Below are 26,807 nucleotides of genomic sequence, written 5' to 3' on the forward strand. Positions count from 1 at the left end.
CTTAATCAAATAACGCCCAGCAGGCGCAACAGGTAGATGCCACCACTGAGGGTCAGTACCGAGCCCAGTGTGGTGGTCAGTACAATATTGGCCGCCAGTTGTGCATTGCCGCCCATCGCCTTGGCCATGACAAAGCTGGCCGCTGCAGTCGGGCAGCCGAACAGTACCATCAGAATCGCCAGATCCTGACCGCCGAAGCCATAGAGCCAGGCGCCCAGTGTCAGTACCAGCGGAATAATCACTAGTTTGAGCGCCGTGGCCCAGAAGGCCTGTGCCGAGGTGTCGTGCAGGCTTTTCAGGTTCAGCGAAGCGCCGATGGTCAAAAGCGCCAGAGGCAGGGTGAGGTTGGCGAAATAGGTTCCGGTTTTGGCAACTACCTGTGGCAACTGGATACCGAACCAGGATACCGGCAGGGCAAATATCACCGCCAGAATCAGCGGGTTTTTCAGTACTTCCAGCAGGGTGCTGCTGAGCTTCATGCTTTCGCCGCGCTGCATGGGCACGCTGAGGCAGAGAATCGACAGCACGTTAAACATGGGAATCACCAGTGCCAGCAGCAGCGATGCCTGGGCCAGTCCGGTATCGCCGAACAGGTTGAAACTGACCGCCAGGCCGATGATGCCGTAGTTACTGCGAAACGAGCCCTGGATAAACACGCCCAGATCTTCCGGTGCCTTGATCCAGCGTGCGGCGGCCCACCAGATCAGGCCAAAGGAGACCAGAATGCCCACCAGCACAAAGCCCATCTGCTCGGGATTAAATACGGCATGAAAGTCCATGCGGGCGATGGACATGAACACCAGCGCCGGCAGGGTAATCACAAACACCAGCTTGGAGCCGGTGGCGACAAAGGCCTCGTCAATCAGACGCAGGCGACGTAGCAGATAGCCCAGAAACAGGATGAAGAAGATCGGGGCAACGATATTGGCAGTATAGCCGAGGGTTTGCAGGTAGAGGTTCAAGCGGGGTCTCCGGCTGCGGTGAGAAGAAAGCGTATTTTACTGCAAAAAAGACTCATTTACTGGAATGGCGATGCAGCCTGGAATAGACGTGCCAGCGCCGGGGCGCTGGCACGTACTGATTCAGTGTACGGGGCTCCGCGCCGGTTGCAGTCGGTGTCCCCAGAAGAACAACCCAAGCCCAGCGACGACCAGCAGACAACCCTGCCAAAGCCCGGCGGTAAGCGGTTCGTCATTGAGCAGGTGGCCCAGCATCAGGGCGAAGACCGGTGTAATCAGTGTCACCAGGGCGACCGTGCTTGGCGGCAGATGGCGTAACACATGGAAGTAGCAGACAAAGCCCAGCAGCGAGCCGAAGGTGGCCAGGTAGAGAATCGACCAGAAGGAGCGGCTGCCCACCTCAATGGCCAGGCTGTCCGTGCCCGTAAACAGGCCGACCAACACAAACCCCGGCAGTGACCAGAGCAGGGAACCGACGGTATGAGCCAGCGGGTTGAGCTGACCGTTACAGCGCTTGACTAGAACCGCACTGAGGCTGAACAGGGTCACCGCCAGCAACAACAGCAACAGGCCGGGCAGACTTTCCGGCCCCAGCGCCACATCGTCGGTAAAAATAACCCCCAGGCCGGCAAAGGCGAGGAAGCAGGCGACCCAGCGATAGGCACGGAAACGCGCTTCATCCAACAGCCATTGCCCCAGCACGGCCGACAGGATCGGCGCTAGGCCGAACATGATGGAGATCAGGCCCGAAGGCACGTAGCGCGAGGCCAGGTAAGCACAGCACATGGCTCCGAACACGCCAATAGCGGCACAGGCATAGGTTTTTTGCGCACGGCGGTTCAGCGGCAGGGGTTCACGCAAAACAGCCAGCAGGACCAGACCCAGCAGAGCGGCGATCGCCATACGCAGGCCGGCCGCCACGACTGGATCAACGGATTCGCTGCTCCAGGCAATGGTTAAGGGTGTGGTGGACCAGATCAACACCACCGCGAGATAGGAAACAGGTACCGACATAACCACTCCGTGTCAGTCGACCGCAGCTGCAACGACAAAAACCGCAGCAACTGCTGCGGCCATGAGTCAATTTAATTCAGAACAGATCAGGGCTGGGCAGCTTCGCACAAGGGCGCATCTTCGGCGGTACGCCGACGACAGATTTTCGTCGTGGTAGATGGCATGGATAGTTGCTGGGCTGCATGCTTGGAGTCCTTATTGATCGGCATTCATCATCCACCATCCTCCCCCGCGCGGTCAACCATGAAAAAAATACACCTGTTGGCTGAGAATTAATCGTTTTAGCCACGCGCGTAAAAGCTGCACAATGTCGCATATAGTTAATATGTTAATTAAATGCCCTCGGAGGTGCGATGTTTCAACTTTTTCTCCTGACTTTGCCAATCTTTATGCTGATCGCGATCGGCTATTTTGCTGTCCGTGCCGGTTGGGTCAGCGAATCGGCCTTGCCGTCTCTTGGCAGCTACGTGATCAAGCTGGCGTTGCCGGCGCTGCTGTTTCAGTCAATGGCATCCCGTCCGGTGGAGGAATCGTTGAACCTGGATTATATCCGCGCCTATGCCCTGGGCTCGGTGGTGCTGCTGCTGGCGGCATTTACACTCAGTGCCAAACTGCGCAAGGCCAGTTGCTGGGAGTCCGCATTTCAGGGGCTGGGCGCAACGTTGGCCAATAGTGCCTTCATCGGTCTGGCGGTGGCGGGTGAACTGTTCGGCTCTGCGGCGGCGGTCGCGGTTGCACTGACCATGCTGGTGGATCTGCTGATTCTGATTCCGCTGGGGCTGGTGCTGGCCGAGCTGTGCAGTGGTCAGGGTGGAGCAGGCAAACGTGCGCTGGAACTGTTCAAACGTACCCTGACCAACCCGTTGGTGCTGGCGATTCTGGCCGGCCTTTTGGTGGCGGGGCTGGAAGTTCGTTTGCCGGATGCTCTGGATCAGGCAGTTGGCATGCTGGGCCGTTCGGCGGCTGCTGTGGCCCTGTTCGTAATTGGTGGCAGCCTGGTGAGCAGCTCCGTGAAAGGGCGCATGGCCGATATCGGCCAGATGACCGTCTTCAAGTTGCTGCTGCATCCGGCGGCGGTCGCATTGGCGGTTTGGGTACTGCCCGGCTTTGACCCCGCCATGCAGACCATAGCGATTCTGATGGCGGCCATGCCCATGGCCAGTGTGATCTCCCTGCTGGGCGAACGTTATGGGCAGGCCGCGCTCTGTGCGCCGGCACTGGTGGTAGCGACCGGCCTGTCCTTCATCACCGTCAACCTGGTGCTTTGGTTGCTTGGGTTGGCCGGTCGGTTACCGATGTCACTCTGATTTGTCTGCGACACCCAGTCCGGTGCGGCGGGCCAGCCAGTAATCCACACTGGTGAAACGCCCGCCACCGGTGAAAAACAGGCTCAGCAGCATGACAAAGTAGGTAGCCGCAAACTCGATACCGTTATTGAGAATGACCACGCTGCCGCGACCGGTGAGCCAGTCATAGTTGCCATATTCCTGCAGAATCGAACGGGCACGCTGCAGGCGTTCGGCTGATTCCATTACCCGGTCATTGGCGAGCCAGCTGGAGGTGTCGGCAATGGCGAGCCAGCCGTTATCCCAGTGCACAGTGAGGGCCGCGACCAGCATGGTGATCATCAGCGGAATGCTGACCCAGCGCACGGCAAAACCGATCAGAAGTAGAATACCGCCAAAGAACTCGGTACCTGCGGCCAGTGCGGCCATCAGCTCGGGGAAGGGCAATCCCAGTCCCCAGTCCGGGTTGCCGAACCAGGCGGCGGTGTCTTCGAAGTGGCTGAGCTTGTTCCAGCCGGCCTGCATCATGATGGGCGCGAGATAGAGTCGCAGCAGCAGGGGCGCAATACCGTCGCCCCACTGCAGATGCTGCAAGGCGCCCTGGAAGGGGCGGTAGGCAGTTGTTAAGCGGTTCATGATCCTGTCTCCTCACAGGGGGCCGTGGCGAAAATGATGTCCCGACTGACAAACTGCTGCATCAGATCCAAACCGCCCTGGAAAACGGTATCGGCAGGCAGCTGGGGCAGTTCGTCGGCCATCTGCTGCAATATGTCCTGGCCGCTGAGTTCAGGGTGTTGATTCAGGTTCCATAACAGATGAGCACTGACCGCGTTCAACTCCATAAATTCGACGCTATCGGCACGGTTTCGGTACACCAGCAGCCAGGTGGGTTGGTCCGGTGGCGTGTCTGGCTGATAGTCGGCGCAGATCTGATGCACGGGCCACTGGTAACTGAGCGACCAGGCCAGCGGTGAAACCAGCGGGTGTTCCTGCAGCAACTGCTCGGCCGTTACCGAGGCGGTCGACACACCTGTAAAGGGATCGTCTTCGGCAATATCCAGTACCAGTTCCACCCATTCATAGTGCAGTAACTCCTGCAGGAAAGGCGGGTCTTCGGGCTGGGGGGCACGGCTGTGTTCGACATAGTCGCGGTAGGCCTGGGCCAGGTCGCGAAACAAGGGGCTCTGGGAACTGTATTCCTGCATGAAACGACGAACTTCTGCAGCCCAGAAATCATCGCTGCACAGGCCGCGGTAGATCGGAAACGCCCCTTCCAGAAAGCCTGAAATATTGCTGAAGAACAGGTCCACATAGACCTGCATGCGTCGCGCTTCGATACCCTCGGGTACACGCTGATCGGGGTTGCGAATCTGGTCAGCAAAACGCCGCTGGCGTTGCACAAAGTCGGCTTCAGGCACTGAGGCGGTCATGATATTCAGCTCCCTGTTGCTGGTAATGACGAATCTGGCGCACCTCTTCCATCAACTCATGCAACGGAGGCAGGTTGAAGTCGCGCTCCAGCAAGGTGGCAACCGGACCCACACGGGCATAGGTTTTTTCCAGCAACGACCAGACCGGATCGATAATGGGCGCACCATGGGTATCGATCAACAGGTCTTCGGCTTCCTGGTAATGTCCGGCCACATGCAGACAAACCACGCGCTCGGTGGGCAGACTGCGCATGAAGGCTTCTGCATCGTAGCGATGGTTCACACTGTTCACGTAGATATTGTTCACGTCGAGCAGCAGGTCGCAGTCGGCTTCCTCCAGCACGGCGCGGGTAAATTCGGCTTCGCTCAACTCGGTGGCGAGCGGGGTGTAATAACTGACGTTTTCGATGGCGATGCGGCGCTGCAAGCGATCCTGCACCTGGCGAATACGCGCGGCCACATGCTGCACGGCCTCTTCGGTAAAGGGGATCGGCATCAGGTCGTACAGATGGGCATGGTCGCTGCAGCTGCTCAGGTGTTCGCTGTACAGCAGAATGCCATGCTGATCGAGAAAGCGACCCACCTGATCGACAAACGCCATATCCAGCGGCTCGGGACCACCCAGGGAGAGGGAAAGGCCATGAGCACTGAACGTATGCTGTTCGGTCAGGGCACGAAACTGGCGGCCCAGACGGCCTCCCATCTGCATCCAGTTTTCCGGTGCGACCTCAAAGAAGCTGACATCACTGAGGTCTGCATCCGGCAGTTCTTTCAGCATGGCACGTCTCAGGCCAAGGCCGGTGCCCTGTAATAGCGAGGGAGTAAGTTCACGCATGGAGCCTCCTGTTGAGTGTTCACCGGCTCCCGTAGGAACCGGTGACTAGGCTGGCTTAAGAGTTACCACCGCATTTGGCTTCACCACATTTGCCTTCGCCATCGGCTTTAGGCTTTTTATCTTCGCCGCACTTGGCTTCACCACATTTGCCTTCGCGATCAGCCTTGGCTTTGTCTTCGCCGCATTTGGCCTCACCGCATTTGCCTTCACGTTCAGCTTTATCTTCACCACATTTGGCTTCACCGCACTTGGCTTCGGCCAGTTCAGCATAGCCGCTGCTGAGAGGCTGAGCAGCGAAAGGATTCTCGGCGGCAGTAGCGCTTGATGTCGCACCCAGGCCCAGCAGAAAAGCAGTACCTACGGCAGCAATGGTCGGTTTGGTATGGTTAGACATTGTGATCACCTTATCGTTGGTTATATGTGTCCGTGTCGGCCAGGACGTTGTCCTGTACCGTTTTGTTGTGCTTCCTGATCATCAGTCGAGGTAAGACAGGATTCCTTACAGCCAAAATAAAATTTTTTTGGATTTTTTTGTGAAGGGTCTGCAGCCGAGGCTGAGTGATCAGTTAACCGAGGTAACAATCGATCCCGGTTATATCTTCGTACGTGTGGGTAAGCTGTTTTGGGTTTGTCAGGTTTCAGATCGATACTGCGTGCCTAAAATACGCGTTCGCCCACTCGGGAAAGCCTCGCGTGTGATCTGTATTCTTGGCATGCCGTTAGTGAGGAGGAGAGATAATGAAAGGCTTCTTGTCTGTGTTGGGGTTACTTGCATCACTATTTACAGCTCAGCATCTGGTTGCTGCTGACGCCAATAACGAAGAAAAAGCACTCTGGGATGCGCTGCGCTCGCCCAAACATTTTGCTCTGATGAGGCACGCACTCGCTCCGGGCACGGGTGATCCGGCCAACTTTACTTTGGGACGCCGTGAAACCCAGCGCAATCTTTCCAAGCAGGGCCGGCAGCAGGCACAACGTATTGGCGCGCTGTTCCGTGAAAACGGCATAGAAAGCGCTCAGGTGTTTACCAGCGAATGGTTTCGCTGCCGGGATACGGCCGAACTGCTGGGGTTGGGGGCGGTAACGCCGCTGCCAGCACTGAACTCTTTCTTCCGTAATTATGAGCAAAAAGAGCCACGCACCGAGGCACTGAAGCGCTGGCTATCTCAGCGGGATATGGATGAGCCTCTGGTGTTGGTGACCCATCAGGTCAACATTACGGCGCTAACCGGGGTGTATCCCGCTTCGGGTGAAGTCGTTGTGGTGGCACAGGATGCCGAAAACGGGCTGAAAGTGCTGGGCAGTATCAGAACCGATCTCTAAAGGTAGTTTCTTCATTCGACAGATTCTGGGTGCTACTTCTCTCATTGACTGAAGTTGCTCATGATTGATGCTTTCGTCTGTATTTGCCTGAATGAGAGGTGTCTGCAGGCTGGCTTGACGCTGTCTAGATTTTGTTTAGACTGTCATGATGAATCAAACAAAGACCTCATATCACCACGGTGATTTGCGAAGCAGTTTGCTTGAAGCGGCTACACAGTTAATTGCTGAAGGTGGCGTGGATGCCTTGAGCATGCGCAAGCTTGCTGATCGCGTTGGTGTATCTCGAACAGCGCCTTACCATCATTTTAAAGATAAACATGACTTGTTATCGGCTATTGCTGAAGACGGGTTTAGATCCTATGAACGCGCATTGCGTGAAGCCTTGGATGATGACCGCGCGAAAGAAGATTGGCTGAGCTGTTTTGTCCGTTTTTACCTTAATTTTGCTCAGTCATATCCCGAAACCTACAACCTGATGTTTGGCCATGATGTTTGGAAGTCAGGGCAGCCTACTAATGAACTTAAGACTCAGGCCCATGGATGTTTTCGTAAGCATGTGGACAGGGTTTCCCAATGGCAACAACGTGGATTAATCGGGAGTGATATTGATCCGCTGCGTTTCGCTCAAGTTACCTGGAGTACTCTTCATGGCTTGTCACGACTGCTGCTGGATGGCATCTATGTGGATAGCAAACAACTTGATGATGTTATTGATTTGTCCATAAAAATGTTCCGCTCAGTAGGCATTCACCCAGAAGAAACGGGATAAGCGGTATCTTTCTTACCCGTTGAGATAATGATACTGGTTTGATGTGAGGTAGCAGGGCAGCCTGAATAATATCTTTTAGCCTTAAACTTGACGTCGTCAAAATGATTTAAAATGAATAACCGAAACCGATAATTGCAATAATAAAGGAGGTTGAAGTATGAGTGACGCGATTCTCAGCCGTATTGAAGAGGGAGTGCTCTATCTGAGCATTAACCGTGCCGATAAAAAAAATGCCCTGACACTGGCCATGTATCAGACGCTGTGCGATGAGCTGGTAGCGGCTGACGAAAACCCCGAGGTGGCGGTTATTCATCTCACCGGCAGTGGCGACAGTTTCTGTGCCGGTAATGATATTGCCGATTTTGTCGAAGCAAGCCGTGCCGGTAATACCAAAACGCCGGCGCTGGATTTTCTGTTGCAGCTGAATGCCCAGCGCAAGCCGGTTGTGGTTGCGGTGAACGGCATTGCCGTGGGGATCGGCGTAACCCTGTTGTTGCACTGTGATTTTGTCTATGCCGCCAAAGGTTCCATGTTCCGCATGCCCTTTGTCGATCTGGGGCTGGTACCCGAAGGTGGCAGTAGCGTTGTAATCCCTCAGCTGGTCGGCCATCGCAAGGCTGCGGAACTGCTGCTGGCCTGTGATGCCTTTGATGCAGATGCAGCAGAAGGGTACGGCATCGTGAACAAGGCGGTTGCACCGGATCAGCTGCTGGCCACCAGTACCGATATGGCCAAACGTCTGGCCGCCAAGCCGCCTTTGGCATTGTTGCAGGCCAAGGCGATGCTCAAGGCCAATGTGGGGCAGCCGCTGGAGCAGGTGATTCCGGCGGAAGTGGAGTTGTTCATGCAGCACCTGGTCTCTGAAGAAGCCTCGCGCACCCTGGCTGCACTCTTTGGCGGCAAGTCATAACGCCGCCTCTGTTCTATATCTGATGCGGCGATCAGTGCTGGCGGAACGCCTTGGGTGTGACGCCAGTCCACTGCTTGAAGGCCCGTGTGAAAGCCGCCGGCTCTGAAAATCCCAGCTTGCGCGAGATTTCAGAGATCGGCAGTGAGGGCCGGCTTAAAAAGTGAATGGCGGTATCACGCCGCACACCGTCCTTCAATTCCTGAAACGTCGTGCCTTCCTCCGTCAGTTTGCGTCTCAATGTGCGGGTGGTCACATGCAAGTCATCGGCAATGCTCTCCATGCTGGTGTGGAGCAACCCATCTTCTTGTTCCAGGTGATCCAGTACCCGCCGTGTATAGGCTGGATAGTAGGCCTGGCGCATGAACCAGTCCAGGGGCACTCGGCGCAGGTAGGCGCGCAGGGACTTGGGCGTCTGCACAACCGGCGCGCTCAGTATGTCGGCATCAAACACCAGGCAGGTCTCCGGCTGGTCAAAATAGGCCGGGCAGGGAAACAGTAACCGGTACTCCCTCTTGTGATCAGGCGCTGGGTGGGCGAGATGGATCGCCCTCAGCGGGATGCGCTGTCCGATCAGCCAGCTGGGGAAGCGGTGCCAGATCAGCATCAGGAACTCGCACAGAGAGTGCGAGGGGTCCAGTTCCGGTTTGGTCAAGCGCATGGAGAAGCGGACTTCATCACCCTCAATACTCAGGTTGAGAGTCAGCGCGTCTGCCAGCAGATTATAGAAATGGCTGATGTGATGATATACCGCTCTCAGGTTCTGACAGTGTACCGCCTGCTTGGACATCAGCGTAAACACCCCATGGCGTGACGGCTGGCTGCCCATGCCCAGAAACTCATCGTCACTGGCCTGCCAGAATGCCCGCATCAGGCGGGCAAACTGGTTAGGTGTAATCCTCAGCTGTTCACTTTCCAGAATTACCCGGTTAAGCCCTGCCTCTTCCATCAGCTGTTCCTGATCCATCTCCAGACGGCCAGCCGAGGCCAGAATACTGCGTGCGTAATGGGACGAGATGGAGTGATGCTCAATGCTCATGGGATGACTCTTGTTGTATGCCTTTAGTCGCATGCCGGGGGCAGGCGTGACGTCCATTGTAAAACCCATGTCCGAAAAAGTTAATTATCAGGCTGGAATTGTCATTGTTGAAAAAGGCCCCTGAACCGAAACTAGATTCACCGGAGCACAGGGCTGAATCAGCAGCCCGATATGCTCATACCAAAACAACAACGGGTACCGAATCTGGCCATAGCGCCTGGAAAGGAGAAAACCGATGCAGAAACGTGAAGTGGTTGTCGTCAGTGGTGTTCGCACAGCAATTGGTGGCTACGGTGGCAGCCTGAAAGGTCACGCTCCCCACGTACTGGCTTCCATGGTAACCGACGAAGCGATCAAGCGTGCCGGTATTGCTCCTGAAAAGGTTGGTCAGAGTGTATTCGGTAATGTCCTGCCGACCGAACCCCGTGATGCTTACCTGGCCCGCGTGGCAGCGGTGAATGCCGGTGTACCCGAGTCAACCCCGGCCATGGGTGTTAACCGTCTGTGTGGCAGTGGCCTGCAGGCGATTCTGACCGCTGCACAGCAGGTGGAACTGGGTATCTCCGAAGCCGTTATCGCGGGTGGCGCCGAGTCCATGAGCCGCGCGCCTTATCAGCTGCCGGCCGCCCGTTTCGGTCAGCGCATGGGTGACGGTGTCATGGTTGATCCGGTTGTGGGTGCGCTGCACTGCCCGTTCAACCAGGTCCACATGGGTGTGACTGCCGAGAACGTTGCCGAGAAGTATGGCATCTCTCGCGAGCAGCAGGATGAACTGGCCACCCTGAGCCACAACCGTGCCCAGAATGCGATTGAGCAGGGCTACTTCAAGGACCAGATCCTGCCGATCGAAATCAAGGGCCGCAAAGGGCCGGTTGCCTTCGATACTGATGAGCATGTCCGTTTCGACTGCACTCAGGACGATCTGGGCAAACTGAAGCCGGTATTCAAGAAAGACGGTTCCGTGACGGCAGGCAACGCTTCCGGCATGAACGACGCGGCGGCGGCCATTGTGATGATGAACCGTGAAGCGGCTGAAGCCCAGGGCGTGAAAGCCATGGCGCGTCTGGTGGATTACTCCGTGGTTGGCGTTGATCCGAAGGTCATGGGGATCGGTCCGGTACCGGCGATTCAGGAGATCCTGGAGCGCAACAGCCTGAGCGCGCGCGATATCGATGTGTACGAAGTGAACGAAGCCTTTGCCTCTCAGGCACTGGCGGTCTGCCAGCAGCTGGACCTGCCGCGTGAGCGTGTAAACCCGAACGGTAGCGGTATCTCTCTGGGGCACCCGATCGGCGCGACCGGTGCGGTGATCACGGTGAAGGCGCTGTACGAACTGGAACGAGTCAATGGCCGCTACGCCATGGTCAGCCTGTGTATCGGCGGTGGCCAGGGTATTGCCGCACTGTTTGAGCGTGTTTGATCGGAACGATTGAACACCTTTGGGGAGTAACACCAGATGTCTGCTCTATTTGACCAGGGAAGGTCTCTTTTTAACTCCCCTACACTTGAAAGATTTTGGATTGTCTGCACCGAAGCCAGGAAGTGCCTTTAACTGGGCCAGCAATGGCCCATCTTTTTTCGCTGCAGACATGACTGAGGAACGCAACAATGTACAACGGCCAGGCTGTAAGCCTTAAAACACTTGAATCCGGCATGGTTGAGCTGGTACTGGATCTGCAGGGTGAATCGGTTAACAAACTGAATGCCCTGACCCTCAATGAGCTGGGCGATGTCGTCAAGCTGCTGTCTGAACAGAACTCCGTAACCGGTCTGCTGATTTCCAGTGCCAAGCCGGCATTTGTCGTCGGCGCGGATATTACGGAATTCCTGGGCATGTTCTCCCTCGCGGATGCTGAACTGCACCAGCGTATTGCTCAGACTCACGACCTTTTCTCCCGCCTTGAAGCACTGCCGTTCCCGACCGTTGCCGCCATCAATGGCATGGCGCTGGGCGGTGGTTTTGAACTGGCCCTGAGCACCGATTTCCGCGTGCTGGCCAGCGATGCCCGTGTGGGCTTGCCGGAAGTTGGCTTGGGTATCTGCCCGGGCTGGGGTGGCACTGTACGTTTGAGCCGTCTGATCGATACGGCCAGCGCCACGCAATGGATGCTGTCCGGGAAGCCACAGAAAGCCAAAGCTGCGCTGGAACTGGGTGCGGTTGATCGCGTTGTCGACGCGGCCGAGTTGCGCACCGAAGCACTGAACCTGCTGCAGTCTGCGGTGAATGGCGAGGTGGATCATCTGGCCAATCGTCAGCGCAAGCAGCAGGCACTGGAAAACGGTGCTGAAGTTGAAGCCGCTGCCGAGCAGATGGCGAAGAAGCTGGACCCGAACTACCCGGCTCCGCTGCAGATTCTGAAGCTGGTCAGCACGCATGCGACCCTGCCGTTTGACGATGCCCTGAAAGCCGAAGTGGATGCGTTTGTTGCGCTGGCAAAAACCGATGCGGCTGCCAGCCTGATCGGCCTGTTCATGAACGATCAGCTGCTGAAGAGGAAAGCACGTGGCTGGACCAAACAGGCAGCGCCGGTGAAGAAAAGCGCGGTGTTGGGTGCCGGCATCATGGGCGGCGGTGTTGCCTATCAGTCCGCTTCTACCGGCACGCCGATCCTGATGAAGGATATCCGGGACGAAGCCCTGGATCTGGGTATCAATACCGCTACCGGCCTGCTCAACAAGCAGATCGAAAAAGGACGTCTGGATGAGGCAGGCAAGGAAAAAGTCCTGAGTGCCATTGAGCCGACACTGGAGTACACCGGCTTCGATACTGTGGATATCGTCGTTGAAGCAGTGGTTGAGAATCCGAACGTGAAAGCAGCGGTACTGGCCGATGTGGAAAAAGCGGTACCGGCCAATGCTGTACTGACGTCCAACACCTCTACCATCTCTATCGATCAGCTGGCCAAGAGCGTGTCACGTCCGGATCAGTTCTGCGGTATGCACTTCTTCAACCCGGTACACCTGATGCCGCTGGTGGAAGTGATTCGTGGCAGCCAGACCAGTGACGCAACCATCGCGCGCACCGTCGCCTATGCTGCAGCCATGGGTAAAACTCCCATCGTTGTTAACGACTGCCCGGGCTTCTTGGTGAACCGAATTCTGTTCCCGTACTTCAACGCTTTCAACCGTCTGTTGGTGGATGGCGTGGACTTCGAGCGTATCGACCGCGTAATGGAAGGTTTCGGCTGGCCGATGGGCCCGGCGTACTTGGCCGATGTGGTCGGCATCGACACTTTGGTGCATGCCGACCACGTGATGCAGGAAGGCTTCCCGGGCCGTATGGGGCATGACGCCGATGTGGTTGCCGAGGCGCTGCTGGATGCTCAGCACCTGGGTCAGAAAAACGGCAAGGGCTTCTACGAGTACGGTAAAGACGAAAATGGCCGTCGCTTCAAGAAAGCCTCTGCGGTGGCTCAGGAGCTGATCGATGCCCGCATCAAGGCCAGGGTTGAGCTGACCGATCAGGACATCATCGATCGCATGATGATTCCGATGTGCATGGAGGCCGCACTTTGCCTGGAAGATGGCATCGTCGATACCTCGGCCGAAGCGGATATGGGCCTGATTCTGGGGCTTGGCTTCCCGCGCTTCCGCGGCGGTGCGCTGCGCTACATCGACACCCTGGGCCTTGAAGAGTTTGTCCGTCGTGCCGAAGCACACCAGGCCAATGGCCCGCTGTATCAGCTGACCGAAGGCTTCAAGGCGCGTTTGGCGGAAGGCCGTACCTACTATTGATGACATCAGCCCCCCGCCAGCCGAGGCAGGCGGGTCGGCCATAACAAGACAGGCTTGCAGATAAGCATCTGCAAGCCGGGAGCAGAAGAACATGAGCGAATACAAACACCCTCTTACCGATGCTGAATTTGCCCTCAATGAAGTGGTGGGCTTCGACGCCCTGTGCGCCGAAAACGGCTTTGACGATATCAACTCTGAACTGGCCTCTGTCATTCTGACCGAAGCGGGCAAGTTCGGTACCGGCGTTCTGTCTCCGCTGAACGTGATCGGCGATACCCAGGGCGTCAAATTGACCGAGAAAGGCGTTGAAGAAACGGCGGGTTTCAAGGATGCCTACCAGCAGTTCGCCGAAGGCGGCTGGAACTCTCTGATCGCTGACGAAGCCTACGAAGGCCAGGGCCTGCCGAACGTGCTGGGCACTGCTGTTAACGAAATCTGGCAGTCTGCCAACATGGCATTCGCGCTGTGCCCGCTGCTGACGCAGGGCGCGGTTGAAGCCATCGCCCACCACGGCAGCGACGAGCTGAAACAGACCTACCTGCCGAAAATGATCTCCGGCGAGTGGACCGGCACCATGAACCTGACCGAGCCGGATGCGGGTACCGATCTGGCGGCGATCAAGACCAAAGCTGTGCCGAACGGCGATCACTACCTGATCACCGGTCAGAAGATCTTCATCACCTGGGGCGACCACCAGATGACCGACAACACCATCCACCTGGTGCTGGCGCGTCTGCCGGATGCACCGGCGGGTGTTAAGGGTATCTCCCTGTTTGTTGTGCCCAAGTTCCTGCTGGATGAAAACGGTAATCCGGGTGCCCGGAACGATGCCCATTGTGTATCTGTTGAGCACAAGCTGGGTATCCACGCCAGCCCGACCTGTGTCATGAGCTACGGCGACAACGAAGGCGCGGTTGGTTATCTGGTGGGCGAGGCGCACAAGGGCCTGGCTTACATGTTCACCATGATGAACTGCGCCCGTCAGGCGGTAGGTCTGCAGGGTGTGGCCATTGCCGAGCGTTCCTACCAGCAGGCGCTGGAATACGCCAAGGATCGTCTGCAGGGTACCAAGAAAGATGGTAGCCGTTTCTCCATCATCAAATTCCCGGATGTGCGTCGCATGCTGATGCAGATGAAATCCGGTACCGAAGCCATGCGTGCGCTGGCGCTGGTGGGCGGTGCGGCGGTTGACCGTGCCGCTCGTGCCACTGATGAAGCCGCGCAGCGTAAAGAGCAGGCGCGCCTGGAGTTGCTGACCCCCATCGTAAAAGGCTGGATCACCGAGCTGGCACAGGAGCTGACCTATCTGGGTACCCAGGTCAACGGCGGCATGGGCTTTATTGAGGAAACCGGATCTGCGCAGCACTACCGTGATGCCCGTATTCTGACCATCTATGAAGGCACCACCGGTATCCAGGCGCTTGACCTGGTTGGCCGTAAAACGCTGCTGAACAAGGGCGAAGCGCTGGCCGACCTGCTGGCAGAGATCGAAGAAACCGTCGTTGCACTGGAAGGTGAAGCCGCCTTTGCCGAGCAGGGCAAGGCACTGCGCGAAGCACTGGACGCCGGTCAGGAAGCGCGCACCTGGTTGCTGGAAAATGCCGAGCAGGATCCGGCTGCTGCGGGCGCCGTCAGCGTTCACTTCATGATGCTGTTCGGCTTCCTGTGCGGTGGCTGGCTGATGGGCAAATCGGCCCTGCGTGCCCAGGCGCTGCTGGATGCCGGTAACGGTGATCCCGAGTACCTGAAAGGCAAGCTGGTAACGGCGCAGTTCTACTCCGAGCACCTGCTGCCGCGCACCAAGGCGAGCCTGGACACCATTCGCAAGGGCAGTGCCAGCATCATGGCACTGAGCGAAGATCAGTTCTGATTCCCCTGAGGTATGGCCGGATGGGGATGTCCCGTCCGGTTGCCTGACCCGAGACTGCCGTTGCTGCGGCAGGCTCAATAACAAGAAAGACAATCCCGGGCCGGTGTGATGGCCCGAGGTCTGAGTGAGGTAGAGCATGAAAGCACTTGTCGCTGTTAAGCGCGTCATAGACTACAACGTCAAGGTACGCGTCAAGTCGGACAACACCGATGTGGATCTGGCCAACGTCAAAATGGCCCTGAACCCCTTCTGTGAAATCGCGGTAGAAGAAGCCGTACGCCTGAAAGAAGCGGGCACCGTGTCTGAAGTCGTAGTTGTGTCCATTGGTCCCAAGGCCTGTCAGGAGCAGATCCGCACTGCGCTGGCACTGGGCGCTGACCGTGGTATCCAGATCGAAACCGACGAAATGCCGGAATCTCTGGGCGTTGCCAAGCTGCTGGCCAAAGTGGTTGCCGACGAGCAGCCGCAGCTGGTGATTCTGGGCAAACAGTCCATCGATTCCGACAACAACCAGACCGGCCAGATGCTGGGCGCGCTGCTGGATATGCCGCAGGGTACTTTCGCCTCTGAAGTGAAGGTTGAAGGCGACAAGGTCAACGTAACCCGCGAAGTCGACGGCGGTTTGCAGACCGTTGCGCTGAACCTGCCAGCCATCGTCACCACCGACCTGCGCCTGAACGAGCCGCGCTATGCCTCGCTGCCGAACATCATGAAAGCGAAGAAGAAACCGCTGGATGTTAAGACCCCGGCTGATCTGGGCGTTGAGCTCAAGGCGCACACCCGCGTGCTGAAAGTGACGCCGCCGGCCGAGCGCCAGGCAGGCATCCGCGTCAGCAGCGTGGATGAGCTGGTCGACAAACTGAAAAACGAAGCCAAAGTACTGTAAGGGGGTGATCTGATGGCTATTCTGGTAATTGCAGAACATGACAACAGCACCCTGAAGGGTGCCACACTGAACGCCGTCACCGCGGCTTCTCAGGTCGGCGGTGAGCTGCACCTGCTGGTCGCCGGCGAAGGCTGCGGTGCGGCTGCTGAAGCGGCCGCTCAGGTGGCCGGCGTCAGCAAGGTGCTGGTAGCGGATAATACTGCCTACGCGCATCAGCTGGCGGAAAACCTGTCTAAACTGGTAGCCGAACTTGGTAAGGACTACAGCCACGTAATTGCACCGGCGACCACCACCGGCAAGAACGTGATGCCACGTGTTGCGGCACTGCTGGACGTGGCTCAGTTGTCCGATATCACCGCGGTCGAATCCGACAACACCTTCCAGCGTCCGATCTACGCCGGTAACGCCATTGCCACCGTCGAGTCGCTGGACCCGATCAAGGTGATCACCGTGCGCGGTACCGCTTTTGATGCGGCCGCTGAAACTGGTGGCAGCGCCAGCGTAGAAGCCGTTGCAGCCGTTCACGACGCAGGTATATCTGCCTTTGTAGGTGAAGAAGTGGCTCAGTCTGACCGTCCTGAACTGACCTCCGCCAAGGTGGTGGTATCTGGTGGTCGCGGTATGGGTAACGGCGAAAACTTCGCCATTCTGGAAAAACTGGCCGACAAGTTGGGTGCTGCTGTGGGTGCCTCCCGTGCCGCGGTCGATGCCGGCTTTGTACCCAACGACATGCAGGTGGGGCAGACCGGCAAGATCGTGGCGCCTGAGCTCTACATTGCTGTGGGCATCTCCGGTGCCATCCAGCACCTGGCCGGTATGAAAGATTCCAAGGTGATCGTTGCGATCAACAAGGATGAAGAAGCGCCGATCTTCCAGGTCGCGGATTACAGCCTGGTGGCCGACCTGTTCGAGGCGGTACCGGAGCTTGAGTCCAAGCTGTAAGGGCTTGACGTCCTGTTGATCCGATCCATGCCCTGTCCTTGAGCCAAGCACAGGGCATTTTTTTCCCAACCCTATGTGTAAAAAAACCGAGCGCAGCCTCAGGCGCTTGGAGGCGTACGCCCTTTAGGAGTAAGTCATGCGCGAATCGATGGAATTCGACGTCGTCATCGTCGGGGCCGGCCCAGCGGGTCTGTCCACCGCCTGCCGCCTGATGCAGCAGGCACAGGAAAGCGAACAGGAACTGACCGTCTGTGTGGTCGAAAAGGGCTCTGAAGTCGGCGCCCATATTCTGTCCGGCGCGGTGGTTGAAACCCTTGCCCTGGATGAGCTGTTCCCGGACTGGAAAGAGCAGGGCGCACCGCTGAATACGGCGGTGACCGAAGACGAAGTCTATCTGCTCAAGGATCCCAAACAGAGTACCAAGGTGCCCAACGCGTTCGTGCCCAAAACCATGCACAACCAGGGCAACTACATTGTCAGCCTGGGTAACCTGTGCCGCTGGCTGGCGGAGCAGGCGGAAGCGCTGGGCGTTGAAGTCTTTCCCGGTTTTGCTGCCTCCGAAGTGCTGTTCAACGAGGATGGTAGTGTCAAAGGCATCGCTACCGGCGATATGGGTGTCACCGCCGAAGGCGAGCAAGGCCCCAATTACATGCCGGGGATGGAACTGCATGCCAAGTACACCATCTTCTCTGAAGGCTGCCGCGGCCATCTGGGCAAGCAGCTGATCAACCAGTTTAATCTGTACAAGGGCGCTGATGCTCAGCATTACGGCTTGGGCATCAAGGAGCTCTGGGATATCCCGGCGGAACAGCACCAGCCGGGTCTGGTGGTGCACGGTTCCGGCTGGCCGCTGGACAAGGAAACCAGTGGTGGCTTCTTCCTCTACCACACCGATAATAATCAGGTGGTGGTCGGTCTGATCATCGACCTGAACTACAAGAACCCGCACCTGAGCCCGTTCGACGAATTCCAGCGCCTCAAGCATCACCCGGTACTGTCGCGTCATCTTAAGGGCGGCAAGCGTGTGTCCTATGGCGCCCGTGCCATTACCAAGGGCGGTTACAACTCGTTGCCGAAGATGACCTTCCCGGGCGGTCTGCTGCTGGGCTGTGATGCCGGTACGCTGAACTTCAGCAAGATCAAGGGCACCCACACCGCCATGAAGTCGGGCATGCTGGCGGCTGAGGCGTTGTTCGAAGCGCTCAGCAATGGCGACGAAGGTGGCAAGGAACTGGAGCGCTTCAATGAACTCTATAAGGGTTCCTGGCTGTACGACGAGCTGTACCGCTCACGCAACTTCGGTCCGGCCATGCACAAGTTCGGTCAGCTGGCCGGCGGTGCCTTCAACTACATCGACCAGAACTGGTTCGGCGGTCGTATTCCGGTAACCCTGCATGACAACCACCCGGATCATGCCCAGCTGGCACCGGCGGACCATTATGAGCCGATCAAGTATCCCAAGCCGGATGGCGAGCTGAGCTTCGACAAGCTGTCGTCAGTGTTCCTGTCCAACACCAACCACGAAGAGGATCAGCCCTGTCATCTGAAGCTGGCCGATGCAGATATCCCACTCAAACAGAATCTGAAGCTGTTTGCAGAGCCGGCGCAGCGTTACTGCCCGGCGGGGGTGTATGAAATCGTGGAAGATGAGGCGGGCAAGCGGTTCCAGATCAACGGCCAGAACTGCCTGCACTGTAAGACCTGTGACATCAAGGACCCGGCGCAGAACATCACCTGGGTGACACCGGAAGGCATGGGCGGCCCTAACTATCCCAATATGTGAAGCGCCCAATATGTAAAAAAGCTCAACATCCAACCCTCTCCGACGGCGGCAAGCATGCCGCTGTCGGCTTTATGTGCCAGCCGACTCACACCTCACTCAAGAGCGTCTCACCCACGTTTTGTACTCGAGTCGTGCTGGCGCGCCATCCCTGGCTGCTCCCGCAGTGATATATCGGAAGAGCTGTTTACTGCAAATAAACAGCCTTGAAACGGGCTTCTTCACCGCTTTCGGTATTTTTCAGAATCAGCAGATCGCCCTGAACTGACCAGCTCAGCTCGCCCTGCAGCAGTTGCAGGAATGACTGTTCATAGGCGGCAGCCGGTACACAGGCACGCAGGGTGCCTGCGACTGGCCCCAGTTCAAGGCGGTTTGCCTTCTGGGTGTATTGGCCCATAAATTGGTTACAACCGGAGAAACCCTGCAAACGCTGATTGTTCTTGAAAATCAGGTGGGCTTCGCGTTGCTCCGGGGTGGCTGCAACCGGCATGTTACCCAGGCGTACCAGTTTCCAGTAGGTGTTGACCAGGCTGGCATTCGGCGTCTGCTGTTGTTGAGGCGCACGAGCCACTTTTTTCATGATCAGCTGATAGGGCTGTAGTTGTTCAGGATTGACAGGGTAGGCAGTGTCGGTGGTGAAAATCAGTTGCTCGCCCTGACGAATGCTGGCGCGCAGGTTGTAACGGTGCCCCGGCTGGAACTGGTCATCATCCAGGCTGAATTTAAACGTATAGGGTGGCGTGCCCGGGTTCTCACTGCGGCTCTGTGCCAGCAGTTCGGCAGGTGCATCCGCGAGTGAAACGTCCTCAAGGCGCACTTCCAGAATGCTGTTGGGCGGGAGCATGATGCGCTCACGATAGAGAGCCTCGCCGGACACGGTGATATCGGCTGCGGGTGTGCTATCCATCAGGTTATCCAGGGATGAGCAACCGGACAGCATAACCGTAGCCGCCAGCATTGAGGTCAGGTAACCTGAGCGTGAACGAAACATGTGGGGGTCTCCTTGCCTTGTATCTGCTCTGTGACCCGAGACCTGTGTTCGGGTTCCGCTGAGGAAGAGGGAAATGCACAAGGATCAGTATACACGACATTTTCTCGTCGCCATTAACCCCGGCGCGGGTGACCAGGCGGACGAAGCGCTAAAAGCCGAATTACGCACACGCATACCCGAGCAGCAGCTGGACCAGCTGGTAATGCTCAAGCACAGCAAATACGGACTGGAGCCACAGCTGCTGAAACTGGCCAAAATTTGCGCCGAGACAGGAGCCGTGTTGGTGGTGGCCGGTGGTGACGGTACCCTGAATGCAGCCCTGAAAGTGCTGATGAAACAGCCTGTCACGCTGGGCGTGATTCCCCGTGGTACCTTCAATTTCTTTGCTCGGGACCGCCAGATTCCCGAGCAAACCGAGGCCGCCATTGAAGTGCTCTTGCAAGGTGCTGAGCGAGAATTCCCCCTGGCCAGCGTGAATGGCTACCCCTTTTGTGTCAGTGCCAGCCTGGGCGTATATCCCAAGATTATTGCCGCACGTGAACAGGTCAGTGCCATTACCGGCCGTAACCGCCTGGTTTCGTTGCTGAGTGGGGTTTGGGTATTTCTCACGCGGGCGCGGGGTCGGCGTCTGGTGTTGGCGCATGATGGTGCTCGCCATACCGAAACCGCGCCCATGCTGTTGGCCAGTGTCAGCCCCAACCAGCTGGGCAACTTTGATCTGCCTGAAATCGACCGGATACGTCAGGGTGGCATGCTGGTGTTTGTCATGCGCTCTGACTCCTTGCTGTCCCTGCTGAGTTATCTCTGGGCCAGTATCAGGGGACAGCTGCACAAACTGGAAAAGCTGGATTACTTTATTACCAGAGGCCTGCAGGTGTCGACGCGGCGGCAAAAGGTGACGCTGGCCATTGATGGTGAGCTGCACCGCTTGTCGACCCCACTCAAATTTTCCATGCAGCCGAATGCCTACCGCTGCCTGGTGCCGGCGGAGACTGAATCCGGGGAGGATAGGTGCGTATAGTTCAACTCTCCGACCTGCATTTCGGCACCGAGACGCCCGCTGTTCTGGAAGCGTTGTTGGCGGCCTGCGCTGAAATAGAACCTGGCCTGGTGCTACTCAGCGGTGACCTGACCCAACGGGCCCGGCGTCATGAGTTTGATGCCTGCAGACAGTTGATAAAGCGGCTGGCGCCTGCACAGGTGCTGGCGGTACCGGGCAATCATGATCTGCCGCTGTTTAACGTCTGGCATCGGTTTCGTGCGCCCTATGCCGGCTTTAGACGCGTGTTTGGCTGGCAGCTGGAGCCGGTATTTGAAACGCCCGAAGTACTGGTAGCCGGGGTGAATACGACCGATCCCAGACGCCATGTGGATGGCTATTTTGATTCCCGCTCGGTCGATCAGGTAGCGCGGCAGCTGCAAGCCAGTTCGGCAACATTAAAGCTGGTGGTGGGACACCATCCGGTGGATGCCGTGCTGGCATCGGATGAACAGAATATAGCCGGCGGCGCACATGCGGCCATGCAGCGATGGAGCGAGGCGGGCATGCAGCTGTATCTGGCCGGGCATATTCATTACCCGTTCTTTGCTCCGCTCTGCCAGCGTTATCCCGACTTGCCGGAGCAGGCCTGGACTCTGCAGGCGGGGACGGCCATTTCGCGTCGTACTCGCGATGGCAAACCCAACTCCTTCAACCTGATCGAGTCCGATAGCCAGGACAAGACACTGCTCCTCTGTCGCTGGGACTTTGTAGCGGGGGGGGCCGATAATGGCAGCGGCGAGTTTGTCGCTGCCGAACGGGTTCAATTACCTTTGGGGGGGATCGCAGAACGGTCTGACTGATCCGGATCTGAAGGTGCCTGCTCGGCAGGTGCTGCCGGGTCAATGGTCCCCTGCTCGGAGCCGTCTGCCGGGACCGAAGTGGTATGAACGGTCTCAGGATCGGTCGTCGGCATCAACTCGCCCTCATTACCGGGCTCAACCCTGGATTTGCTCGCCTGTTCCGGCATCAGCTCACTTTCATTACCGGGCTCGGGAACGTCATCCTGAGGCGGAAAGAGGTCGGTCAGGGGGGTGTCAACAAAGGCATCATTACGCGGATCAATATCCGGAATGACATGCGTATCCGGTATGGCCGGGATGAAGTGCTCCTGGGCTTCCACGGGCAAGGGGGCCACACGCTGACGCCGGTACAGGGTAAAGCCGGCCAGTGCGGCCAACACCAGAGCCTGCAGCTGGAACAGGGCTGCCGGGCCAAAGACTTCCATCACCGAGGAGCTGAGCAGTGGGCCGGCCACGCTGCCCAGGCCGTAGCTGAGCAGCAGACCGGCGCTGGCAGACATGATTTGAGAGCTGTCCATCATGTCATTGGTGATCGCTACTGCCATGGAATATACCGTGGACGCCAGCCCCATGCAAAGGCAGAGCAGCACCAGCCTGGGGACGAACTCCTGCTGCACAAAGAAGGTGTTGCCCAGGCTGGCTGCGGCCGCCAGAACGCCGACGATCATCAGTACCGAGCTACGATGGAAACGGTCACATATCCAGCCTATGGGCCAGGCCAACAGCATGGCGGTCAGAATGGCACCGAACATGTAGTAGGAAATCTGATTGTTGTTGAGCCCGGTTTGGCTGGCAAACAGAGGAACCAGAGCATAGAAGGAACCGAGGAATATACCACTGGTAAAGGCAGCGCTGACGCCTACCGGGGCCTTGCGTGCCAGTGTCAGCAGCGACATGCGCTGGGTGCTTTCGTGGATCTCCGGCGAGTGCATGCGCGACAGCGACAGGGGGATAATACCGGCCACGATAAACAGCGCCGACAGTGAAAACAGCGCATAGTGGATCGGGTTGCCAAGACCAACCAACAGCTGGCCACTGGCGGCGGCCAAATAGGCTGCGATCTGGTAGATGGCAAATATCTTGGAGCGGTTGGCGTTGGTCGCGACCGCGCTGAACCAGCTCTCGATGGTGACAAACAGGGCGGCAATACTGATGCCGCCAAGGCCACGCAGAATGCCCCAGTGCCAGATATTGTAGGTCATGGGGTAGATCAGGGCGGCCATTGCCGCAACAGCAGCGAACACGGCAAAGGCGCGAATATGGCCGACCCGTCTGACGACGCGGTCGGCATAGAGGGATCCCAGCACAAAGCCGGCGGAGTAGCACACCATCACCATACCGATGGTGGAGGGCTCGATCCCCAGAGTGCTGAAGCGCAGGCCCAGCAGGGTAATCAGGAAGGAGTTGCCGACAATCAGTAGCGAAAGGCTGGCAAAGAGTGCCAGCAGTGAGATGACCAGCAGGTGCATGTGGGGGCCCTTCCGTCTACAACCATCAACCGCCGAGGTAGGCTTTACGCACGCTATCATCATTGAGCAGGGCTTCGCCCGTGCCACTCATGACGATACGGCCGTTTTCCAGCACATAGCCGCGGTCGGCAATCTTCAGTGCCTGGTGCGCATTCTGCTCAACCAGGAAGATGGTGACACCTTCCTCGCGCAGTTTTTCGATGATTTCGAAAATCTGCTGGATGATGATGGGCGCCAGACCCAGTGACGGCTCGTCCAGCAGCAACAGGCGAGGCTTGCTCATCAGTGCACGGCCGATAGCCAGCATCTGCTGTTCACCACCGGACATGGTGCCGCCGCGCTGGCTGTAGCGCTCCTTCAGGCGAGGGAACAGCTCCAGTACGTGCTCCAGCTGTTCCTCGGACTCCTCCTTGCTGCGGAAGAAGCTGCCCATGAACAGGTTCTCTTCCACCGTCATGGCCGAGAAAATACGGCGTCCTTCCGGAACGACCGCTAGTCCCTGACGCATGATGTCGGAGGTGTTCAGGTGCTGGATCTGCTGGCCGTCGAACTCGATATGGCCACCATGGGCACGGGGATCACCGCAGATGGTCATCATCAGGGTGGTCTTGCCCGCGCCATTGGCACCGATCAGGGTGAGGATCTCACCCTGGTTCACTTCCAGCGAGACGTTATGCAGCGCCTGAATCTTGCCGTAGAAGGTTGAAACGTTATCCAGTCGTAGCATCAGCTTTCCCCCAGGTAGGCTTTGATCACGTCGGGGTTTTCACGGATCTCTGCCGGGGTGCCGTCGGCCAGCGGGGCGCCCTGGTTGATCACGGTGATGTGATCGGATATCCCCATCACCAGTCCCATGTCGTGCTCGATCAAAAGGACGGAGATGTCCTGCTCATCACGCAAACGCATGATCAGCTGGTCCAGCTCCGATGTTTCCTTGGGGTTAAGCCCGGCCGCTGGCTCGTCCAGCATCAAAAGGCCCGGTTCGGTCACCATGCAACGGGCAATCTCCAGACGGCGCTGCTGGCCGTAGGAAAGGTTGCCGGCTTCACGGTTGGCGAATTCAAGCAGGTTGACCTGACGCAGCCAGTGCTCGGCCCGATCCATCGCCTCACGTTCACGGCGACGGTAGGACGGTGTTTTCAACAGACCAGCGAAATAGTTGGTGTTGAGGTGGCGGTGTTGTGCCACCAGCAGGTTTTCGATCACCGTCATTGTGGAAAACAGGCGCACGTGCTGGAAGGTACGTACCAGACCCTGCAGGGAAATATGGTTACTGCTCATCCCCTGAATAGCCTTGCCGCGATAGCGTACGTCACCGCCCGTGGGTTTGTAGAAGCCACTGATGCAGTTGAACACGGTGGTTTTACCGGCCCCGTTGGGGCCGATTACGGAATGGATCTGACGTGGCTTTACCTGCAGGCTGACGTTATCCACCGCCAGCAGCCCGCCGAAGCGCATCATCAGACCCGAGACGTCTAGCAGATTCTCGCTCATGAGGTTTTCAGCTCCAGGTGGGGACGTTTCATCGGCAGCAGACCCTGCGGGCGCCACAGCATCATCAGGACCATTACGCCGCCGAACATCAGCATGCGGTACTCCTGAAACTCACGGGCCAGCTCCGGCAGGATAGTCATGGCGATGGCCGCCAGAATGACACCGAACTGCGAGCCCATACCACCCAGCACCACGATGGCCAGAATGATGGCCGACTCGATGAAGGTGAAAGACTCGGGGCTGATAAAGCCCTGACGTGCGGCGAAGAAACAGCCCGCAAAACCGGCAAAGGAGGCGCCCATGGTGAAGGCTGACAGCTTGATGATCGTGGGGTTGAGCCCCAGTGAACGGCAGGCGATGTCATCTTCACGCAGGGCTTCCCAGGCGCGGCCGATCGGCATGCGCTGAACCCGGTTGATCACATAGATGGTCAACAGCACCAACAAAACGGCCACCAGGTAGAGGAAGATCACCTTATGGCTGCTGTCATAGTCGATGCCGAAAAACTCATGGAAGGTCTGGCTGTCTTCACTGGCGCGACGGCTGAATTCCAGCCCGAACAGGCTCGGCTTGTCGATACCGCCAATGCCGTTGGGGCCGCCGGTGACGCTGGTCCAGTTGTTGAGCAGGATACGGATGATCTCGCCGAAGCCCAGCGTCACAATTGCCAGATAATCACCGCGCAGACGCAGTACCGGGAAGCCCAGTATGCAGCCGAAGGTCGCGGCTAAAAGCCCGGCAATCGGCAGGCAGGCCCAGAACGAAAGACCGAAGTATTCCGATAGCAGCGCGTAGGTATAGGCCCCCACGGCATAAAAGGCCACATAGCCAAGGTCGAGCAGGCCGGCAAAGCCCACCACGATATTCAGGCCCAGACCGAGCATTACATAGATCAGCGTGAGCGTAGCCAGGTCGACCGCGCCACGCGACACCATGAACGGCCACACAAACAGACCCACAATGATCAGCGAAAACAGCCAGGGCTTGAGCCGGTTGCGCATCTGTTCACTTGGCAGCAGGCCGGTGGCATCAGCCGAAGGTATGCGCTGCTTGAGGCGACTGATCGGCCCCTGGAACAGCTGGAATAAAAAGACCACAACCACCGCAAAGGCGATCCAGCCCCAGGTACTGGCATCGGCGCCGACCACGGTCAGCGTCGGTCCTTCCTGTTCCAGGCGAACACCAATCACCAGACAGGTCAGCAGGAAGGTTACGCCCGCGGCAAACAGCGCGGGAAAGAGTGCACGTTGCATCATCGACTCCTTTTACACCTTCTCCACTTCCGGCTTGCCAAGCAGACCGGTCGGGCGGAACAACAGAATCAGAACCAGCAGGCTGAACGCCACCACGTCCTTGTACTCGGACGGGAAGAACGCAGCCGTTAATGCTTCGGTTACCCCCAGAATCAAGCCACCCAGCATGGCGCCGGGAATCGAGCCGATGCCGCCCAGCACCGCAGCGGTGAAGGCTTTGAGGCCGGCCATAAAGCCGATATAGGGGTTGATGGTGCCGTAATACAGACCCAGCAGCAGGCCGGCCACAGCCGCCAATGCCGCACCGATAATGAAAGTCAGGGCGATAATACGGTTGGTGTCGATGCCCAGCAGGTTGGTCATGCCCCGGTCCTGAGCACAGGCGCGGCAGGCACGCCCCAGGCGGGAACGGGAGATGAACAGCGCCAGCGCCGTCATGGAAATAAAGGTCACAACCCAGATAATCAGCTGCATCCAGGAAATGCTAACTTCAAATACTGCAGGATCACCGAACTCGATACCGCCGCTGATCAGCGCCGGCATGGCCAGGTCACGGGAACCCTGGGCCAGACGGATATAGTTCTGCAGGAAGATGGACATGCCGATAGCAGTAATCAGCGGAATCAGACGGGGGCCACCACGTAACGGCCGGTATGCGACGCGCTCGATGGCGTAACCATAGGTCGACGAAATTATGACCGCGGTCATCAGGGCCAGTAGCAGGATAATCGGCAGCGAGCCGACACCCATCGTCAGCAAGCCAATGATGGTAATGAATGCGGTATAGGTACCGATCATGTACACCTCGCCGTGGGCGAAGTTGATCATGCCGATAATGCCATACACCATCGTGTAGCCGATGGCGATCAAGGCGTAAGTAGAGCCGATGGTCAGTCCGTTGATCAGCTGTTGAAGTACATAGAGACTTGTTTCAGTCATCACTCGCCCTCAAACAGAGGGCCCTCCCTTGTGGGGAGGGCCCT

The 26,807-nt window shown here is 57.7% G+C and carries 26 protein-coding genes; 12 read left to right on the plus strand and 14 right to left on the minus strand.

What is annotated here, in order from left to right:
• Window positions 1–5 precede the first annotated feature (5 nt).
• The 3 genes from O3C79_RS05660 to O3C79_RS05670 all read right to left on the minus strand — a co-directional run bounded on the left by O3C79_RS05660 (window position 6) and on the right by O3C79_RS05670 (window position 2,182).
• Window positions 6–962 carry an AEC family transporter gene (locus tag O3C79_RS05660; RefSeq protein ID WP_494385137.1) on the minus strand — a complete coding sequence of 319 codons (957 nt, stop codon included), beginning with the start codon at window positions 960–962 and terminating at the stop codon, window positions 6–8.
• Window positions 963–1,082: 120 nt separating this feature from the next.
• On the minus strand, window positions 1,083–1,973 hold the full coding sequence (locus O3C79_RS05665) for a DMT family transporter (RefSeq protein ID WP_494385138.1): 891 nt from the start codon (window positions 1,971–1,973) through the stop codon (window positions 1,083–1,085).
• A gap of 86 nt (window positions 1,974–2,059) precedes the next feature.
• Window positions 2,060–2,182 (minus strand): hypothetical protein, encoded by a 123-nt coding sequence (locus tag O3C79_RS05670; protein ID WP_494385139.1) that lies wholly within the window; start codon window positions 2,180–2,182, stop codon window positions 2,060–2,062.
• A 144-nt stretch (window positions 2,183–2,326) separates the two neighbouring features.
• Here O3C79_RS05670 and O3C79_RS05675 point away from each other — a divergent pair, with 144 nt between their 5' ends.
• Window positions 2,327–3,280 carry an AEC family transporter gene (locus tag O3C79_RS05675; protein WP_494385140.1) on the plus strand — a complete coding sequence of 318 codons (954 nt, stop codon included), beginning with the start codon at window positions 2,327–2,329 and terminating at the stop codon, window positions 3,278–3,280.
• Here the strand turns inward: O3C79_RS05675 and O3C79_RS05680 are convergent.
• The 4 genes from O3C79_RS05680 to O3C79_RS05695 are packed head-to-tail and all read right to left on the minus strand — an operon-like array spanning window position 3,272 to window position 5,918.
• A complete protein-coding gene (locus O3C79_RS05680; RefSeq protein ID WP_494385141.1) occupies window positions 3,272–3,895 on the minus strand; it encodes an HvfX family Cu-binding RiPP maturation protein in 624 nt (207 codons plus the stop codon). The genes O3C79_RS05675 and O3C79_RS05680 overlap by 9 nt on opposite strands.
• Window positions 3,892–4,689: an HvfC family RiPP maturation protein gene (locus O3C79_RS05685; protein WP_494385142.1), complete on the minus strand. Its 798-nt coding sequence runs from the start codon at window positions 4,687–4,689 to the stop codon at window positions 3,892–3,894. The genes O3C79_RS05680 and O3C79_RS05685 overlap by 4 nt, the downstream gene beginning before the upstream one ends.
• The gene (locus O3C79_RS05690; RefSeq protein ID WP_494385143.1) at window positions 4,670–5,524 is read right to left on the minus strand and encodes an HvfB family MNIO-type RiPP peptide maturase; all 855 of its coding nucleotides are present in this window, start codon (window positions 5,522–5,524) and stop codon (window positions 4,670–4,672) included. Before O3C79_RS05690 ends, O3C79_RS05685 begins: the two co-directional genes overlap by 20 nt.
• A gap of 55 nt (window positions 5,525–5,579) precedes the next feature.
• Window positions 5,580–5,918 carry an HvfA family oxazolone/thioamide-modified RiPP metallophore gene (locus O3C79_RS05695; protein ID WP_417533936.1) on the minus strand — a complete coding sequence of 113 codons (339 nt, stop codon included), beginning with the start codon at window positions 5,916–5,918 and terminating at the stop codon, window positions 5,580–5,582.
• Between the two features lie 344 nt (window positions 5,919–6,262).
• Here O3C79_RS05695 and O3C79_RS05700 point away from each other — a divergent pair, with 344 nt between their 5' ends.
• From O3C79_RS05700 to O3C79_RS05710, 3 genes are all read left to right on the plus strand, one after another.
• Window positions 6,263–6,847: a histidine phosphatase family protein gene (locus O3C79_RS05700; RefSeq protein ID WP_494385144.1), complete on the plus strand. Its 585-nt coding sequence runs from the start codon at window positions 6,263–6,265 to the stop codon at window positions 6,845–6,847.
• A 145-nt stretch (window positions 6,848–6,992) separates the two neighbouring features.
• Complete coding sequence (locus O3C79_RS05705; protein ID WP_494385145.1) at window positions 6,993–7,616, plus strand: TetR/AcrR family transcriptional regulator; 624 nt, start codon at window positions 6,993–6,995, stop codon at window positions 7,614–7,616.
• A 157-nt stretch (window positions 7,617–7,773) separates the two neighbouring features.
• On the plus strand, window positions 7,774–8,526 hold the full coding sequence (locus O3C79_RS05710) for an enoyl-CoA hydratase-related protein (protein WP_494385146.1): 753 nt from the start codon (window positions 7,774–7,776) through the stop codon (window positions 8,524–8,526).
• A gap of 31 nt (window positions 8,527–8,557) precedes the next feature.
• On the opposite strand, the gene O3C79_RS05715 is transcribed toward O3C79_RS05710, so the two are convergent.
• On the minus strand, window positions 8,558–9,562 hold the full coding sequence (locus tag O3C79_RS05715) for an AraC family transcriptional regulator (RefSeq protein ID WP_494385147.1): 1,005 nt from the start codon (window positions 9,560–9,562) through the stop codon (window positions 8,558–8,560).
• Window positions 9,563–9,797: 235 nt separating this feature from the next.
• Here O3C79_RS05715 and O3C79_RS05720 point away from each other — a divergent pair, with 235 nt between their 5' ends.
• The 6 genes from O3C79_RS05720 to O3C79_RS05745 all read left to right on the plus strand — a co-directional run bounded on the left by O3C79_RS05720 (window position 9,798) and on the right by O3C79_RS05745 (window position 18,778).
• The gene (locus tag O3C79_RS05720; RefSeq protein WP_494385148.1) at window positions 9,798–10,982 is read left to right on the plus strand and encodes an acetyl-CoA C-acyltransferase family protein; all 1,185 of its coding nucleotides are present in this window, start codon (window positions 9,798–9,800) and stop codon (window positions 10,980–10,982) included.
• A 188-nt stretch (window positions 10,983–11,170) separates the two neighbouring features.
• Window positions 11,171–13,297, plus strand: coding sequence for a fatty acid oxidation complex subunit alpha FadB (fadB, locus tag O3C79_RS05725; RefSeq protein WP_494385149.1), 2,127 nt, complete (start codon window positions 11,171–11,173; stop codon window positions 13,295–13,297).
• A gap of 91 nt (window positions 13,298–13,388) precedes the next feature.
• Entirely contained in the window at window positions 13,389–15,167 is a 1,779-nt protein-coding gene (locus tag O3C79_RS05730; protein WP_494385150.1) for an acyl-CoA dehydrogenase family protein, read from the plus strand.
• A gap of 136 nt (window positions 15,168–15,303) precedes the next feature.
• The gene (locus O3C79_RS05735) at window positions 15,304–16,053 is read left to right on the plus strand and encodes an electron transfer flavoprotein subunit beta/FixA family protein (RefSeq protein ID WP_494385151.1); all 750 of its coding nucleotides are present in this window, start codon (window positions 15,304–15,306) and stop codon (window positions 16,051–16,053) included.
• Window positions 16,054–16,065: 12 nt separating this feature from the next.
• Window positions 16,066–16,995 (plus strand): electron transfer flavoprotein subunit alpha/FixB family protein, encoded by a 930-nt coding sequence (locus tag O3C79_RS05740; RefSeq protein WP_494385152.1) that lies wholly within the window; start codon window positions 16,066–16,068, stop codon window positions 16,993–16,995.
• Window positions 16,996–17,131: 136 nt separating this feature from the next.
• Window positions 17,132–18,778 (plus strand): electron transfer flavoprotein-ubiquinone oxidoreductase, encoded by a 1,647-nt coding sequence (locus O3C79_RS05745; protein ID WP_494385153.1) that lies wholly within the window; start codon window positions 17,132–17,134, stop codon window positions 18,776–18,778.
• Between the two features lie 184 nt (window positions 18,779–18,962).
• Here the strand turns inward: O3C79_RS05745 and O3C79_RS05750 are convergent, their stop codons facing one another.
• Entirely contained in the window at window positions 18,963–19,766 is an 804-nt protein-coding gene (locus O3C79_RS05750; protein WP_494385154.1) for a YbaY family lipoprotein, read from the minus strand.
• Between the two features lie 73 nt (window positions 19,767–19,839).
• On the opposite strand from O3C79_RS05750, the gene O3C79_RS05755 reads away from it, so the two are divergent.
• Both O3C79_RS05755 and O3C79_RS05760 read left to right on the plus strand, forming a co-directional pair.
• Entirely contained in the window at window positions 19,840–20,787 is a 948-nt protein-coding gene (locus O3C79_RS05755) for a diacylglycerol/lipid kinase family protein (protein ID WP_494385155.1), read from the plus strand.
• Complete coding sequence (locus tag O3C79_RS05760; RefSeq protein ID WP_494385156.1) at window positions 20,778–21,608, plus strand: metallophosphoesterase family protein; 831 nt, start codon at window positions 20,778–20,780, stop codon at window positions 21,606–21,608. The genes O3C79_RS05755 and O3C79_RS05760 overlap by 10 nt, the downstream gene beginning before the upstream one ends.
• Here the strand turns inward: O3C79_RS05760 and O3C79_RS05765 are convergent.
• From O3C79_RS05765 to livH, 5 genes are read right to left on the minus strand one after another with little or no spacing between them, the layout of a single operon-like run.
• Window positions 21,569–23,077 carry an MFS transporter gene (locus tag O3C79_RS05765; protein ID WP_494385157.1) on the minus strand — a complete coding sequence of 503 codons (1,509 nt, stop codon included), beginning with the start codon at window positions 23,075–23,077 and terminating at the stop codon, window positions 21,569–21,571. The genes O3C79_RS05760 and O3C79_RS05765 overlap by 40 nt on opposite strands.
• A gap of 25 nt (window positions 23,078–23,102) precedes the next feature.
• Window positions 23,103–23,804: an ABC transporter ATP-binding protein gene (locus O3C79_RS05770; protein ID WP_494385158.1), complete on the minus strand. Its 702-nt coding sequence runs from the start codon at window positions 23,802–23,804 to the stop codon at window positions 23,103–23,105.
• A complete protein-coding gene (livG, locus tag O3C79_RS05775) occupies window positions 23,804–24,571 on the minus strand; it encodes a high-affinity branched-chain amino acid ABC transporter ATP-binding protein LivG (protein WP_494385159.1) in 768 nt (255 codons plus the stop codon). The genes O3C79_RS05770 and livG overlap by 1 nt, the downstream gene beginning before the upstream one ends.
• Window positions 24,568–25,824, minus strand: coding sequence for a high-affinity branched-chain amino acid ABC transporter permease LivM (locus O3C79_RS05780; RefSeq protein ID WP_494385160.1), 1,257 nt, complete (start codon window positions 25,822–25,824; stop codon window positions 24,568–24,570). Before O3C79_RS05780 ends, livG begins: the two co-directional genes overlap by 4 nt.
• A 12-nt stretch (window positions 25,825–25,836) precedes the next feature.
• Complete coding sequence (livH, locus tag O3C79_RS05785; RefSeq protein WP_010322640.1) at window positions 25,837–26,763, minus strand: high-affinity branched-chain amino acid ABC transporter permease LivH; 927 nt, start codon at window positions 26,761–26,763, stop codon at window positions 25,837–25,839.
• Between the last annotated feature and the right edge of the window lie 44 nt (window positions 26,764–26,807).

The sequence above is a fragment of the Marinobacterium sp. NO-S09 genome, from assembly GCF_059179545.1.